This window comes from Falsirhodobacter sp. 20TX0035, from assembly GCF_028307215.1.
Lineage (GTDB): Bacteria > Pseudomonadota > Alphaproteobacteria > Rhodobacterales > Rhodobacteraceae > Falsirhodobacter.
This window is the reverse complement of record NZ_JAQMHV010000010.1, coordinates 1-14944: the sequence shown is the minus strand read 5'-3', so window position 1 is coordinate 14944 and position 14944 is coordinate 1. Positions and strand designations below refer to the sequence as shown.

15 protein-coding genes are annotated in these 14944 nt (G+C 64.4%); 3 read left to right on the top strand and 12 right to left on the bottom strand.

Annotated elements, in window-relative coordinates:
* The first annotated feature begins 111 nt into the window (after positions 1-111).
* Complete coding sequence (locus tag PIJ50_RS11490; protein ID WP_271975396.1) at positions 112-1467, top strand: glycosyltransferase; 1356 nt, start codon at positions 112-114, stop codon at positions 1465-1467.
* A gap of 558 nt (positions 1468-2025) precedes the next feature.
* Here the strand turns inward: PIJ50_RS11490 and PIJ50_RS11485 are convergent.
* From PIJ50_RS11485 to PIJ50_RS11440, 10 genes are all read right to left on the bottom strand, one after another.
* Entirely contained in the window at positions 2026-2319 is a 294-nt protein-coding gene (locus PIJ50_RS11485) for a hypothetical protein (protein WP_271975395.1), read from the bottom strand.
* Positions 2316-2984, bottom strand: coding sequence for an N-acetylmuramidase family protein (locus PIJ50_RS11480; RefSeq protein WP_271975394.1), 669 nt, complete (start codon positions 2982-2984; stop codon positions 2316-2318). Before PIJ50_RS11480 ends, PIJ50_RS11485 begins: the two co-directional genes overlap by 4 nt.
* Positions 2984-3388, bottom strand: coding sequence for a hypothetical protein (locus PIJ50_RS11475; RefSeq protein WP_271975392.1), 405 nt, complete (start codon positions 3386-3388; stop codon positions 2984-2986). Before PIJ50_RS11475 ends, PIJ50_RS11480 begins: the two co-directional genes overlap by 1 nt.
* Positions 3381-3572, bottom strand: a complete 192-nt coding sequence (locus PIJ50_RS11470) for a hypothetical protein (protein ID WP_271975390.1) — start codon at positions 3570-3572, stop codon at positions 3381-3383. The genes PIJ50_RS11475 and PIJ50_RS11470 overlap by 8 nt, the downstream gene beginning before the upstream one ends.
* Positions 3562-3822 (bottom strand): hypothetical protein, encoded by a 261-nt coding sequence (locus PIJ50_RS11465; RefSeq protein ID WP_271975388.1) that lies wholly within the window; start codon positions 3820-3822, stop codon positions 3562-3564. Before PIJ50_RS11465 ends, PIJ50_RS11470 begins: the two co-directional genes overlap by 11 nt.
* A 105-nt stretch (positions 3823-3927) precedes the next feature.
* Positions 3928-4176, bottom strand: coding sequence for a hypothetical protein (locus tag PIJ50_RS11460; RefSeq protein ID WP_271975386.1), 249 nt, complete (start codon positions 4174-4176; stop codon positions 3928-3930).
* On the bottom strand, positions 4173-4973 hold the full coding sequence (locus PIJ50_RS11455) for a hypothetical protein (protein ID WP_271975385.1): 801 nt from the start codon (positions 4971-4973) through the stop codon (positions 4173-4175). The genes PIJ50_RS11460 and PIJ50_RS11455 overlap by 4 nt, the downstream gene beginning before the upstream one ends.
* Positions 4973-5230 (bottom strand): hypothetical protein, encoded by a 258-nt coding sequence (locus PIJ50_RS11450; RefSeq protein WP_271975383.1) that lies wholly within the window; start codon positions 5228-5230, stop codon positions 4973-4975. Before PIJ50_RS11450 ends, PIJ50_RS11455 begins: the two co-directional genes overlap by 1 nt.
* Positions 5231-5991: 761 nt before the next feature.
* Positions 5992-6483, bottom strand: a complete 492-nt coding sequence (gene lspA / locus PIJ50_RS11445) for a signal peptidase II (RefSeq protein WP_271975381.1) — start codon at positions 6481-6483, stop codon at positions 5992-5994.
* Positions 6480-8696: a heavy metal translocating P-type ATPase gene (locus tag PIJ50_RS11440; RefSeq protein WP_271975380.1), complete on the bottom strand. Its 2217-nt coding sequence runs from the start codon at positions 8694-8696 to the stop codon at positions 6480-6482. The genes lspA and PIJ50_RS11440 overlap by 4 nt, the downstream gene beginning before the upstream one ends.
* A gap of 81 nt (positions 8697-8777) precedes the next feature.
* Between PIJ50_RS11440 and PIJ50_RS11435 the strand changes: the two genes are divergently transcribed.
* Positions 8778-9206, top strand: a complete 429-nt coding sequence (locus PIJ50_RS11435) for a MerR family transcriptional regulator (protein WP_271975379.1) — start codon at positions 8778-8780, stop codon at positions 9204-9206.
* Positions 9207-9270: 64 nt separating this feature from the next.
* Here the strand turns inward: PIJ50_RS11435 and PIJ50_RS11430 are convergent, their stop codons facing one another.
* Positions 9271-9624, bottom strand: coding sequence for a DUF305 domain-containing protein (locus PIJ50_RS11430; RefSeq protein WP_271975377.1), 354 nt, complete (start codon positions 9622-9624; stop codon positions 9271-9273).
* 181 nt (positions 9625-9805) lie between these two features.
* Here PIJ50_RS11430 and PIJ50_RS11425 point away from each other — a divergent pair, with 181 nt between their 5' ends.
* Positions 9806-10189 carry a MerR family transcriptional regulator gene (locus tag PIJ50_RS11425; protein WP_271975375.1) on the top strand — a complete coding sequence of 128 codons (384 nt, stop codon included), beginning with the start codon at positions 9806-9808 and terminating at the stop codon, positions 10187-10189.
* Positions 10190-10465: 276 nt separating this feature from the next.
* Here PIJ50_RS11425 and PIJ50_RS11420 read toward each other — a convergent pair whose 3' ends face one another.
* Positions 10466-14755: a PLxRFG domain-containing protein gene (locus PIJ50_RS11420; protein ID WP_271975373.1), complete on the bottom strand. Its 4290-nt coding sequence runs from the start codon at positions 14753-14755 to the stop codon at positions 10466-10468.
* Positions 14756-14944: the final 189 nt, after the last annotated feature.

The following is a 14944-nucleotide window of genomic DNA, read 5'->3' as shown; positions in this document are numbered from 1 at the left end:
GCCGGGCGTGGCAAGAAGGTCCATGAATCTCAGCATCTTGCCCACGAACGGAAATATCCCTGTGATGTTCGGGACGTAGGGTGGGGCATCTGTTCCACCTCAGGCGTCCGCATGTCCCGCATCCTTGTTGCCACCACCTCCCAGACCGGTCACGTTCTTCCGGTCCTGTCCCTTCTTCCCGCCCTTCGGGAGGCGGGGCACGACATCACCTTCATCACCGGATCGCGCTGGGCCGAAAAGTTGCGGGACAAGGGCATCCGCCACATCCCCCTGACGGGAAAGGCCGACTACGACGCCGCCGACGTGAACGTGACCTTCCCCGAGCGCCGGAACGCCGTGCCGGGGCCGGACTTCCTCGACTACGACTTCCGGACCCTGTTCATCGAGCCGATGGCCGATCAGGCGCGCGCCATTCAGGGCGCGCTGGCCGAAGGGCCGGCCGTCCTGATCTGCAACCACATGTTTGCGGGCGGCTGGCCGTTCCGCCTGGGGATGCCGGGGCCGAAGCCATTGGCGGTGATCGCGCTGGGGATCACGCCGCTGATGTCCAGCGACCCGTCGCTGGCGCCCTTTGGCGCAGGCCTGCCGCCCGCCACCGGGGCAGAGCGTGCCCGTTATGCCGGGATGCAGCGCGCGCTGGACGATGGTCCGCTGCGCCCTTCGCACCTGCTTCTGAACCGGGAGCTTCGGGCACTGGGGGCCGAGATCAGCCCCCACCCCTTCATGGACGCCACGACTTTTCTTCCCGATCATTTCCTGCAGCTGAGCGTTCCGGGACTGGAATACCCGCGCCAGCACGTGCCCCGCGACCTGCGGATGATCGGCTCCGCCCCCGTGGTGCCGCAGGCCTTCACCCCGCCGGCCTGGTGGCCCGAGGTTGTCGCGGCGCGGGCGGCCGGTCGCCCGGTGATCTTTGTCACGCAAGGAACAGTGGCGCGCGACCTCGACAAGCTGCTGCGCCCGACCTTGGCGGCGCTGGCCGGTATGGACGCGCTGGTCGTGGCGACGGCGGGCAAGATGAACGACGCGATGTCCGAAGGTCTGCCGGCCAACGCCCGGATGACCGACTATCTGCCCTATGAACGCATCCTGCCGCTGGCCGATCTGGTGGTGACGAATGGCGGCTATGGCGGCGTACAGCAGGCGCTGTGCCACGGGGTGCCGCTGGTGCTGGCCGGCCTGTCCGAAGACAAGGCCGAGGTCGCCGCGCGTGTGGAATGGGCCGGGGCCGGGATCAACCTGCGCACCGACCGGCCTTCGGTGGAGCAGATCGCCTCGGCCGTCCGTCGGGGCCTTCAGGACGTCGCGCTGAAGGCGGGCGCCGCCGCCCTGAGCCGCGAATACCGTGCCCTCGACCCTGCGCGAGAACTGGCAGGAGTGGTCGGGGAGGTACTGGCCCGTGCTCGCAAGCCCGGGGAGCAGGAGCAACGGGCCAACCGACCCGTATTGCAAGCCGTCAGCCTGTAGATCGCGCGAGTGGCGGTGGAGCCGTGACGGCACGGGCAACCGGCTCCATACGTTCCACTGTCGCCTGCACCTGTGTCACGAACGCGTCGCGGAACGCCACTCCTGGAGGGATCCGTCCCCAGCCGAGGCGCTTCGATGCGGCCCTAAAGGAACCCGTAAACAGAAGTGCGGGGCGGCGGGAGGATACGTTGAAGACGTTCGCCGAATGGGGCGGGCAATGTACGCCAGCAGCAAGCGACCTATGAGGTAAGTGGCGGAGAGAGAGTGCGCCACAAAATAGGGGAAACCTGCATATATTGGCGTATGTGCCAAGATATGTGGCCCAAAATGTGACCCACCCGTTGAGGCCATTTTCGAGGTTTTTGGCCCCTCAGCTAATCTTCTGCGGCCCGATTTGTATTCCCTTGGATCGCATCTACCAACCCACCGTGCCGCGATCGGCACGCCACCAGCGCGCGGCGATCGGCCAGCCACAAAGGCATAACCTCGGCCCGCGTCAGATCCCGCTCCGGCACCGCGACGGCCAGCGCGCAGGATTGAAGGAGGGACGGCGGGACGCTATCGGATGGCATTGAGCCGTTGCGCATCCCGCACGCCGAGAGAGCCAAGGCCAGCATCAGGATCATCGCGCGCTTCATCGAGCAGCACCCCCATGGAAAGATCGCGGGCCGACTCCTCGGCCAGCCGGTTCGCCTCGGCCGCGTGAACCTCATCCCGCCGGCGCTCGATCAGCACGCGCTCTGCCACCTCACGCTGGGCCTGCCGGCCGGCCTGCCATTCCACGCCGAGCCAGACGCCGGCCGCAAAGGCCAGCGCCAGGGCACCGCCGGCGATGGCCCAGCGAGGGATCACGCGACGGCCGCCTGGTAAGGGGTGTCCTTGATCTTCGCCCATTTGGCGAACGCGGCCGCCAGCCGTGTGTGGTAGCCGTGCGTGGCATAGCCCGCGCCGTTGTAGCCCCGGGCAAAGCCGGACCAGTCGTGCCGGCGCAGATCGTCGTCCAGCCCCTCCGACTGGATGAAGCGCACCATGGCCTCAAGATGCTTGGCCTCTTCATCGAGGAAGGCCGCTACCATCGCCTCGGCCGAGTGGTAGCCGGCGGCCTTGCAGTTGAAGCCCATGATCTGGCCCAAGCCCCAGCTTGCGGAGCGGAAGGCGGCCGGCCGGTCGATCTGCATGGCCCGCTCGAAGCGCGCGTAGCTGTCGGCCGGATAGGGCTTCTCGCCCCACCGGGGGTAGGCGAGGCCCGCCGATACGGCTTGCCGGCGCTTCTGCTCTCCCAACTCGCGATAGAAGACGTGCGGCTCGAACAACATGCGGACGCGGCCCTTGCTGTCAAAGCCGCCGCCGGCCGTCTCCACCTCGATGACAGCGTGCAGTTCGTCCTCACCGACGCCGATCAGGGCGCCCAGGCGGGGAAGGTCCAGGTCATCGAGCCGCTTGGCCTTGCCGTAGAAGCTGGTGATCGTGCCGAAAGCGGCGGGGTTGGCGCGGGGCAGGGACACGCGGCGGCCCATCAGACTTTTCTCCGAAACAGGGAATCGAGCAGCCGTTCAAGGCGGCGGGGGTAGAAGGCGGCGGTGATGATGTTCCATTCCCGGCGCTCGGCCTCGTGGATCAGCAGCAGGAGCATCCGCAGGAAAAACAGGGAAGCGGCCAACACCAGCAGGGACATGGCGATGTTGGGGGGCTCCTTCCCGATGACCTCGCGGACCTCGATCGGCACCACGATCCAGTAGAAGGAACGGAAGGCATAGGCCGCGTTCAAGGCGATCATGCCCATGGCCATGTGCCAGACGGGGCTCCCATCGGGCCGCACCGCGATCCGCACGAAGCCGATCATGACAAGGGCCTGCACCGCGATCTGAAGCAGCATCACCGCCCAATCGAGGACCATCAGGACCGTTTGAAGATTATCCATTGTAGCCTCGTTTGCGCTCGGTGAGTTCGTGCAGGAGTCGGGAAAGCTGGTGGGCGCGTGCCGTGGTCGCGTCCTGTTCCTCGCCGTAGGTCGCGACGGCCGAGGCGGTGTCTCGCTTCATCAGGGCGATCTCGGCTTCTCGGCTCTTGGCCTTGGAGCCCATGGGCCACCAGTTACGCACCATGCCGTTGCCCCCTGATGTAATCGGTCAGGCCCATCAGCGCGGCTGTGGTGGCGCTCTGCGCTTCATGGCCCTTCTCGGTGATGGCGAGGATCTGCGCGGCGAACAGGCGAGCGTCCTCGATCCGGTCGTCGTTCAGCTTGCTGTTCCGACGCCACAGCGCGATCACCGCGCAAAGCAGCACAAGGCTGAAGACCCCCCAGGGCCCCGCTTCGAGGAAGCTGTTGGCGATTTCGGATGGGATAGCTTCCATCGGGGTGTGCGGCTCCAGAAAGGGAACTCGCACGTCCTGCACGATGATGGGTCAGGCTCTAGCACAAGATATGGTGCTTTAGGAAGTCCCTAGCACCATACGGGCCTATGCCTCGTCTTCGGCCGGCCATTCCACGGCAGCGACCAGCGCGACCCCGGCTGGCTTCAGGTCGGGATGGGCGGGAATGGCCCACTCACCAGACGCCGTGGGCATCAGGAAGGCCCACCGCTGCGTCACGCGGTCCTCCGGCGCCACCTCCACGCCGTCGATGAACTCTGGCTGGCCCACCACGCGCGCGGCCGCCGCTCTTTCGGCCGCGCTGACGGCTTCCTGTGTTCCAACCCACCACATCATTCAGGCTCCTTCATGGGTTCGACATCACGGTAGGGGTGGCCAAGAGGCAGTTTCCCTTGGATGCCATAGTTCCAGGCCATGCGCCCCTCGATGCGCGCCAGCAGTTCCTTGGGGGGCTCAACGCCCAGGGCGAGAGCGGCCCATATCGGCCCGCGCCAGCCGCGCAGCGATGAGCCGGAACTTCGGCCCAAGCCCCACAGGTAACGCGCATCTCCGCCGGCACTGGCCGCGCCGCGCATGACGATCATGGACTTGGGAAGCGGGAGGACGTCAGCGGAGGCGGGGCGGGCGTTGATCGAGGCTTCCGTGGCCCAGGCATCCGCAAACAGCTTGCCGGTGCCGGACTCCCCGAAGACCCGGGCACGATAGCGGGCCGCGTTCCCGACGCCGCCGGTCCACCCGTTGGATATGAGGTTGTTGAAGGCAGGGAACGTCTTGACCAGACCATCGGAGAACTGCCCGAGGATGAGCCAGAAGACGGGGTTGTAGTTGCTGCCCGTGTTCGGGACCAGGTGGACGTTGTTGTCGGCCTCCGGCCACACGGCCGCCGGATGGCCGTCAACGACCGCGAACTTCGGTTGATAGGCGGCGCTGGTTTGCACCATCGGCCGCACGTCGAAGCTGTCGGGGATTTGAGTGACCGAATCCGCGGTGGTCTGGGCGTTCTTCGCCTCCCACAGCCCACCGTTGGAGCGGAAAGAGGCTGGAATGTCCTCCAGGGTCCACGGTACCAGCTTGGTCAGGGCGGTCTGCGTCCATCCTGCGATGGGCGTCCGCCAGCCGCGCAGGATCTGCATCATTCCACCAAGGAGGTTGCGGTACCGGCGAGAATGCCCCGGCCGCGCAGGAAGACGGTTTCGCCATCCTCAAGACGGGTGAACTGGCTTTCACGCCGAGGGGCGGGCAGGCCACGAATGTCCTGCGCCGGCGTCTGGCCGTTCGAGCCCACAGTCCATTCGGCCTCTGCATCGATTGGGCAAAAGGCGGCTTGGCCGGGGCCGCTGGCGATCGCAAGCCAGACGTGCGTGAGGGGGATGTTGAAGGGGGTTGCCACGGGTGCCTCCTGAATAGGGTTCAAGAGGCACGTCCTGCACCTGACGCCGCATAGATAGCATGGAAGCGGTCAGCTTTGAAGAATGACCACACCACAGCCACGCTTTATCATAGGCATAAAGTTAAAGGTCTGGCCACTGGAGGAATGATCATGCGAGAAGGACTACCCGCTGTCAAAGATGGCTGGGATAAGGCTGACATCATCCTGCGCGCTGTTGGAATCATTGTAGTGCCGGCGGTTGTTGGCATCTCTGTCTACATGTGGAACCAGAACACTTCACAGCGGCAGCTATCAGCGCAGATGTCGCAGATCGCGGTGGGAATACTACAACAGCCGCTAGAGGAATCGAACAAGAGCCTCAGGAGGTGGGCAGTCGACGTGCTGCGCTCACCTGCAGACCCACCAAGATTGTCTCTACTAGCTGCGCAAGAATTGGAGACTGGTCAGATCATAGATTGGTCGCTGATTTTCGGAGGCGAGTTGCAGCATATGAAGGAGGCGGCAGAGGCACGAGCGCGGCTACGAGAACGGGCGATGGAGCCTCCATCGTCACATCAGAGTCCTGCTAAGTAGAGGCAGGGGTCATCGCCCCTGACCTGCCTGTTTAGTCGATCGCCGGCGCGACACCTTCCCGCAGTGCTGCTCAGAGCCTAAGCCCGAAGCTGCTATCTGACCCATGAACTCGCCGATGAACAAAGCGCCACACGGGGATATCAGCGCGATCGGAGCGTCGTGAACATGCCGCGTCTTTGCGGCAAGCATTAGGCATGGCGCGCCCGTTTTCCAAGAAAAGCACTGACGATGACGAATGCTGCGCCGATGAAGATGGCAACATCGGCAATGTTGAAGGCGGGCCAGTGCCAGCCTTGCCAGTGGAAGTCGAGAAAGTCAGTGACCGCACCACGGTTCAAGCGGTCCACGATGTTGCCCAAGGCGCCACCTGTGATCAACGCAAAGCCGTTGCGTTCTGGCCGGTTGGTGGCACGATAGGCCATGCAGGCAAAGCCAAGGGTAATCACCCCTGTCAGGAGCACCATCAGCATCGGCCGAGCCGCCATTGCGACAGACATCATCCCGAAGCTGGCCCCGGTGTTGAAGCCAAGCGTCAGGTCGAAGAAGGGCAGCACCGAAACAGCTCCATCAGGCAGGAAGGTCAGCGCGGCAGTCTTTGTCGCCTGGTCCACCAGCAATGTGCATAGCATGACCTGCCAGGGCCCCCGCGACAGAGAAACCATGGGGGTGCCGACCATCATTTTCTTTCCTTTGCCGGATTGTATCCAAGAAGGCGCAGGGCATTCAGCGTGACCAGAACGGTCGCCCCGGTATCAGCCAAGATCGCGATCCACAGCCCGGTGATCCCGAGGACAGACGTGACGAGGAAAACGGCTTTCAGCCCCAGGGCCAGTGCGACGTTCTGCCGGATGTTGCCCATCGTGGCGCGGGCGAGGCGGATCAGTGCCGGCGCGTCCGTCACCCTGTCGCGCAAGATGGCCGCGTCCGCCGTTTCCAAGGCAACGTCCGTGCCCGACCCCATGGCGACGCCCACGCCGGCCTGCTTCAGCGCAGGGGCGTCGTTGATGCCGTCACCGATCATCATCACCTGCGGCCCCAGTTCCCGGATGACCGAAAGCTTGTCCTCGGGCATCATCTCGGCCCGATGATCCAAGCCAAGGCCACCCGCGATGGCGGCGGCCGTGCGGGCGTTGTCGCCCGTGAGCATGACGGAAGACACTCCCATCGCCTTGAGCTGTCGCACGGCGTCGGCCGCATCCTCACGGGGCTCGTCCCGCAGGGCGATGAGGCCAAGCGGTTGGCGGGCGCGAAAGACCGCGACGACGGTCTTTCCTTCCTCTTCCAGCGCGGCCGCCCGACGCAAGGCGAATCCATCGATACCTTCAAGTTCCGCCGCATGGCGGGGGGACGTGACCCAAGCCATCGCGCCTTCCACCACGGCCTCGGCCCCCTTGCCGGGCAGAGCGCGCGCATTGGTGGAAGGAAGCGCCGATCCTGCGGCCCGGATGAGAATAGCCTGTGCCAACGGATGGCTCGACCCCGTTTCAACCCCGGCGGCAACAGCCATAAGATCAGCCTCGGAGACTCCCGAAGCGGGCACAAGGTCGGTCACGACTGGCTTGCCGCGCGTCAGCGTGCCGGTCTTGTCGAAAGCGACATGGGTGGTCTTCGCGGCCGCCTCGATCACCGCGCCACCTTTCATGAGCAGCCCTCGTCGCGCGCCTGACGACAGGGCCGAAGCGATGGCGGCCGGGACGGAGATCACCAGCGCGCAAGGGCAACCGATGAGCAGAAGCGCCAGCCCCCGATACACCCACGTTCCCCAATCCGCGTCCATCGCCAGAGGCGGGACCACGATGACCAGCGCGGCCACGACGACCACGGCGGGCATATACCAGCGGCTGAAGCGGTCGATGAACCGCTCGGTTGGCGCACGCGCCTCTTCGGCCTCCTCCACCAGTCGGATGATGCGGGCAATCGTGTTGTCGGACGGCTCGCGCGTGACCCGGATGCGCAGCGCGGCCTCGGTGTTGATCGACCCCGCGAAGACCGCATCGCCTGCGGTCTTGGCCAGCGGAACGCTTTCGCCCGTAACGGGACTTTCGTCGATGCCGCTGGTGCCTTCCTTGATGGTGCCATCTGCGGGAATGCGGTCGCCGGGCCGAACCAGCACGATCTGCCCGATGGCAAGCGCATCCGCCGGAACCGTGCGCGTCTGCCCGTCCACTTCCAGAAGCGCGGTCTTTGGCACGAGATTCGCCAGCGCGCGTATGCCTTCGCGCGCTTTTCCTGTGGCCACCCCTTCCAGCACCTCCCCGACCGCGAAGAGGAACACGACCAGCGCCGCCTCTTCGGCGGCACCGATGAACAGCGCGCCGATGGCGGCGATGGTCATCAGCGACTCGATGGTGAAGGGCTGGCCCATGCGCAGCGCCTCGAACGCGCGTTTCGCGACAGGGGCGACGCCGATCAGGCAGGCAAGCAGGAACGCCCAGTAGCCAAGCTCGGCGGAGGTCAAGAGTTCGACACCCCAGGCCGCCCCCAGCAGGGCGCCTGTCAGGATCACCAGCCGCCCCTTGCCGGTGCGATGCCAAGGCTTGCCGCGATCCGCAGGATCGTCGTGGCTGTGGCCATGCCCGGAATGGTTTCCGGCAGGACCATGGTCATGACCGGCGTGGTCTCCCACCTCGGCGTTCGTCGGCTCTCCGGGCATCACAAAGGCTTTCTTGCGAGGAGCCTCCTGACCTTTCGGCGCGATACCGTAGCCCAGCTTGCGAACGGTATCCTCGACGGCGGCGGCACCACCGTCTTCCACATTCAGCGACAGCCGCTCCGCCATCAGCGCAACCTTCACATCGCTGACACCGGGCAGCCGTTCCACCGCTCGCACGACCTTGGCCGTGCACACCGCGCAGTCCATGCCGGTCACGGTCCATTCCCGCCGCTCTGCCATCTTGTCTCCGTATCCGGGCTCTTGTGCCCATCGAATCGGGAAACTACTTGCTCTAGCAACTAGAGGTTCAAGGGGTTTCTCATGCTGAGCATTGGAAAGTTGAGCGAGGCCACCGGGGTCAAGGTGCCGACCATCCGCTATTACGAAGACATCGGAATGCTCCCGCCCGCCAGCCGCTCCGCTGGTAATCAGCGCGTATATGAAAGCGCCAGCGTCAGTCGCCTAGCCTTCATCCGCCATGCTCGCGACCTCGGCTTCCCTCTGGAGGCGATCCGCGAACTTCTGGGCCTTGCCGACAACCCTGACCAGTCCTGTATCGAGGTGGACCGTATCACCGCGCGCCAGCTGAGCGAAGTGAAGGCGCGTATCGCGCGTCTACAGGCCCTTGAGGCCGAACTGGAACGGATGCTGACGCAATGCGCCTGTGGAACGATTGCCAATTGCCGCGTCATCGAGGTGCTGGGCGATCATGCCCACTGCGTCAGCGAGCATCGCGCAGAGCATTTCTGAACAGCACCGGCATCAACGCCCAAGCCGTGCTAGTAGGAGGGCTGCCTAGGCCGCCCTCATGAGCTTACTGCGGTGCTTCCACTCCAAGGCGCTTCAGCATCGCCTTCATTTCAGCGATCTCCTCCTCCTGCGCCGCGATGATCTTTTCGGCCATCTCTTGGGTCTCTTGATCCTTGCCTTGCTCAAGTTCGACCTTCGCCATGTCGATGGCCGACTGGTGGTGCGGGATCATCATCAGGAGGAAGTCCGCATCTGCATTGCCGGAAGATTCCATGCCGTTCATGGTGTCCATGGTCGCCATGTAGTCGGCCATCGGCCCTTCCGCGTGGGCGGAATGGTCCATGCTGGATTGAGCGATGGCAGGCGTCGTCAGCAGCGCGGCCATGGTGGCCGCGAGGATGATCTTCTTGGTCAGCATCTTGCAGGATCTCCGTCTTGCTGGATTATGTCTAACGGGCTGTGGGCCAGGAATGGGTGACGCCGATGAGGCCGGCTCCCATGACATCAGAGCTTTCTTGCAACTGGCAGTCATGGCATCCGGCTTGCTGACGATCGACCGGATGCTATATACCATCCGTACCATAGTACGGAGTCAAGGCATGAGTCTGACGATCAAGCAATTCGCTGACACTGCTGAGGTTGGGGTGGAGACCGTTCGGTTTTACCAGCGCAAAGGGCTTCTGGATACGCCCGTTGTCCCATCAGGGATCAGACGATACGGCGAAGATGCTGTTAAACGCCTGAAATTCATTCGGGCCGCTCAACGCGCCGGTTTCACATTGGAGGAGATCAAGGAGCTGATCGACCTGGATGCGTGCCAGGATCGGGAACGAGCGCGCAAGATGGCGTATCAGCGGCTTCAAGTCTTGGATCGACAGATCGAGGAGATGAAGAAGGTCCGGGATTCTTTGCGGCATCTTGCGGACCAGTGTGCCCATCAAGGTCCAGGAGTATGCCCCATTCTGGAGGCTTTTGTTCAATAGGGTGAATGGCTGGTATTCAGCATTGACCATGATGCGGCATAAGCTGAGGGTCCATACGCCAAGGGACCAGCATGGGCAGCGAAACCGTTTTCCTTCCAATGGCCTTCCTCGTCATTACCATGGTCTACGCTGCGGTCGGTTAGGCAGGAACCTCGGGGTATATCGCCATCATGTGGCTGGCCGGTTTCAAGCCTCTCACCATGAAGACGACCACGCTTCCTTTCTTGGATGAGCAAACACCGCCGACTTTAACACGCCGGCGGTGTCATAGAGAGATCAGTTGTAGATCGCCGGCGCGGCATCCTCCCGCAGCACGCGATCAAGGTTTCGGTTGATCCTGATCCCTCCTTCCATGTCCTCGGAGGCCCGGATGCGGCCGCGCAGGGACTTGGTGATCGTCGGGCCCGTGATCGCCCGATCGGGATAGGTGCCGTTGAACTCTGCAATCCGGCGCTGCATGGCCTCCGTCATGGGCTTCTGGGCCCGAAGCCGGCGCGTCACGTCGCGCAGAATGTCCTTCCGCTCGTCCTCGATGCGCTTCTCGGCGTTCTTCAGGCGGCTGTTGGCCTCGTAGCGCGCCGCCGCCCGGGCCGGGGTGAAGCCCAAGGACTGCTTGAGGGCATCCCGGACGCTGCCGCCGTCCAGCAGCAGATCCCCACCCATGGTCGTCACACCCTCGTCCCAGTAGCGGGTGGCCCGCATCTGGTCGCGGATGAACTTGGGCATCATGGTTTCCACGCCGCGCCAGTAGTTGCCATCCATCGCCTGCGCCGCGCCCCGGAAGGCGCTTTCGGCCATCGCCGGCACCGCGCCCAACAGTTCCGACAGGTAGAAGTTGTAGGCGTCCTGGCCTTCCAGCATCCGATCCGAGGACCGGAACCACAGTTCGGGCATCCCGATCCGGTTGGTAAGGTCCGTCCCGGTCAGGTGTCCCGGAACGCCTTGCAGCAGAACCCCCGCAATGTCGCGGCCGAGGGTGTTCACCAGCGCCTTCTGCACCTCGTTTTCCAGTTCGTCGTCCTCAAAGCCCGTGAACAGGCCCAGAAGCATCATCGTCAGGGCATAGCCCCATGTGCCCTTGATGCCGGCATGGATCATCATGGAGCCGGTGATCCCGACGAGCTGGCCCCGGGCTTCCCGGCGCTCGGCCGCGGATTTGCCCTTCACGGCCTGATGCACGTCCCGGAACAGGCGGTAGAGCATGTTGATCTGGAAGTTGCGGAAGGTCAGCAGCACCTTCATCCAGTCGCCTTGCACGAGGCGCGGCCGGCTGGTGTTGGTGTAGTCGAAGTGCGTCTTCCACGTCAGGTCGGCGGCCTTCTCGATGCTGTCCATGTGGGACATGCCGTTGTCACGGGCCATGCGGTAGGCGGCCAGATACGTCACCTCGCGGTTCAGGCGCTCCGTGTGGTGGAAGGCATAGCCGATGAAGCCCATGATCTTCTGCCGGCGGTCGTTGTATTCGATCCCCGTCTCGCCCACGCCGGCCAGATCGTGCGCCTGGCTCTTGTCGATCGTGCCGAGCCGGTAGGCTTCTTCCACGGCCGCGCGCTCGTCGTCGGTCAAGTTCTTGGACCGCCCCACGCCGTAGTCGCCTTCCTTCAAGCCGGCCTTGTCGACGCCGGCCGTGAAGTCCTTGAGGGCCCGCATCATCTCGCGGGAGGCGCGGGAGACGCCGCCCTTCTGGAAGCCGGCCGCCAGCATCGGCACGCCCACGATCGTCGTTTGCGTGAGGTTGGCCAGGGCGGCGCCCGGCGTGATGCCCAGGTAATAGACGAAGGCGGCCGAGGTCAGCCGTTGGCCCAAGGCGCTGCCGGTCGGGTTCATCACGAAGGCATGTCGCTTGCCCATCTCCGTCACGATCAGGCCGTTCCGGTTGGGGTCGTTGCTCTGCTCCGCCTCGACGCGGGCATCCTCCAGCGTCTTCTTCATGCGCAGCCCGTATTTCAGGCGGGCAAGCTGATGGGAGCCATGGAACATCTGCCGGCCGAACGCACGGAAGGCGTCAGCCTGATACCCTTCGGTGCCCTTGCGGTGCAGGCGGGACCGGCGGACGGACAGATCGGGCAGCGTCTCGATGTATTTCTGCCAGATGCCGTCCATCACCTCGCGATCGGCCCCGATGTCGCCCATCATCGCCTCGATGTCGGCCACGAAGGAAGGATCAACCTGCTCCCGCGCCTCGAAGCTGTCATCGATCGTGCCGCGCTCGATCCGGCCGTTCGGATATTCCGCCTGCAGACGCTTGGCTTCCCGAAGCTGATCCCCCTCCGTCTCGTGCTTGGAGAAGCTGATGACCTTCCCATCTTCATCGCGCAGCGTCAGGTAGAAGCGACCGAAGCGCATGAGGGGGAAATAGGGGGCCGTGATCTTGTTGGACTCGAACTCGGCACGCAGCGAGGAAATGCGGGCGTTCTGGCCCCAGCCGTTGCGCCGCTTGGCCCCGTTCAGGCGTTTCTTGGCGGCGGCCTCTGCGTCATCCTTCTCCTGACCGGTCAGGCCCTCGTCGGTGATCTCGCGCATGTCGGCCTCATACTTCCGCTGCGCCCGTTCCAGCCCGATCGCCATGGCGTCCCGCACGTTGTCCACCACGGCATCCTCGAACGCTTTGCCCTGTTCCTCATAGGCGTTGCGCACGCTGTTCCACACGTCCTTGAGCGGCTGGGGCAGGGCGTTCCACCGCCCGACCATATCCCGGTGCTTCACGATCCGCGTCCGATCCCGCTCCTGCAGGTCGAGGATGCGCTTGCGGGCGTCCTTGGACAGCGCGCCGTTCTTGAGGGCACGCGCGTCAGCTTCCGACACGAGCGGCTCGAACGGGCGGGCAGGGTCCACCCCGGCGATCGTCGCCTCGTGCATCATCTCCATCATGGTCGTGTTGGCCGCGCCATCGCGGGACAGGGCCTTGCGCCACGCCTGCGCCACGGTGTCCATCTTGCCGTGCCACTCGTTGCGCAGAGTGTCCATTTCGTCCTTCTCGCGCAGGTATTTCCGCGCGGAGGGCAGGGACTTGCCCAGTTCCCCGTAGAGGGCGCGCCCGGGCACCAGCGCCAGAAGGTTCGTGTCGCCCCCCATTGCGGTCGTGACGGCGCGGCTGATCGCGCTCCGCTCGCCCTCGATGCCTGACAGCTTCTCTTTCGCCCGCCCGATCCGGCTCCGCGTGCCAACCGCCACGTCTTCCGCGAAGTGCGAAGCGGCTTCCGTAAAGCGGGATTCCTTGACGGAAGGCTCCTGAAGGTCCATGTTGAGCGTGACGGGGTTGCTTTCCAAGCCGTCAGGTAAGGTTTCGTCCCACCCCGAAGTTCGTAGGAACTTAGCCCCGTCGCCCATATCCCTCGACAGATTGTAGTGGAACGTGCCGTTCTCGGTTTCACGCACCTGCACAACCACGTCCTTCGGTTGACCTTCCAGCGAGACACGGGCGGAGAAGCTGTGGACGGCCTTGATGGTGTGGCGTCCACGGGCATCGGGCTCCGATCGCACCAGCGTTCCCTGTTCGATGATCGAGCGAAGCGCAGGAACCAGACGTAGCAGCACGTCCCCGGCGCTGTTCGTGGTCTTCTTCGCACCCGACATGTTGAAACTGATCTGCCAGCCCGTCGCTGCGTTCGTGACGGTCTGCCCCACCAGGTTGTCGCGATACCAGTCCCGCGCCTTAGCCTGAAGCTGCTTCAATTCCGCCCACTCGCCCAATTCCTTGCCCGTCAGAGAGGCCACGATGGGGCGTTCCTCCGGGGATCGAGAATCCTTGAATGGTGCTGTCGGCATCCCAAATGTGCGCGCGGTGGTGCCATGCGTGTTTGTGGCCTTGCTCTTGGCTCCGCCACCCGGGCCCCGGCCGCCGATATGGCCGTTGGCGATCTGCTCCATGATCTTCGCTGCGTCTACGAAGCCCTCACCCCGCAGGGCTGCGGCCAAGGCGCGGAAGAAGGACCGGACCTTGCCGAACGCCCCGGCAAGCGCCCCCTGGGGCTGCTCCCGGCGTCCTGTGGCATGGGAGCGATACAATTCCGCCACCATCTCCTCGCTGCGGGCGAGGCCGGAGAGGTCGGGATAGGCGGCTTCCACGCGCTCCACCAAGGCTTTGTCGGCGCGTGCGGCCTTCACCAGCGCGCGCCATTCGTCCTGGGTGAACAGGCCATACTCGGCACCATCCCATAGCGCCTTGTCGCGCAGGGCGTGAATCACCTCGTGATCCAGTGTCTCGCGCCATTTTCCGTTGGCATCGAGAATGACGCTGATCCGGCCGTTCTGGTAGGAGCCAGCCACGCCCGCCTTGCCAGTAGCCTTCGCCTCCACCTTGACGGCTTCGCCTATGCCCAGCTTGGCCAGTTCCACCCGCGCCGCGGACTCGATCGCGGCAAGCTGTTCCGGCGTGGCCTGCCGCGCGCCGGCATCGCGGGCGGGTGCGGCGAAGCGCGACTCGCGCGATGGAGCCACCGCCTGCGTGTATCCGGTGTCGAAGACGTCGATCACGCGCAGATCCGCAGCGATGCCCTTCTTCTCGTCCTCCTTAATCTGGGCGGCCTGCACCAGCATGAGGCTGCTGTCCGCGTCGTCGGCCACCGCCTCGAACCAGTAGACGTCATGGCGGTTGCCGTCATCGTCCAGCCACTTGCCGGAATCCTTGGCACCAAAGCCGGCCGTCAGGGTGTTGCCGCCGCTCTTGAAGGTGAACTGTCAATCGGCGCGCAAAACTGACCCCTTATCGGCGCCCAATATTGACCCCCCTGATGCGGTTTGCGCGGGGCCTGA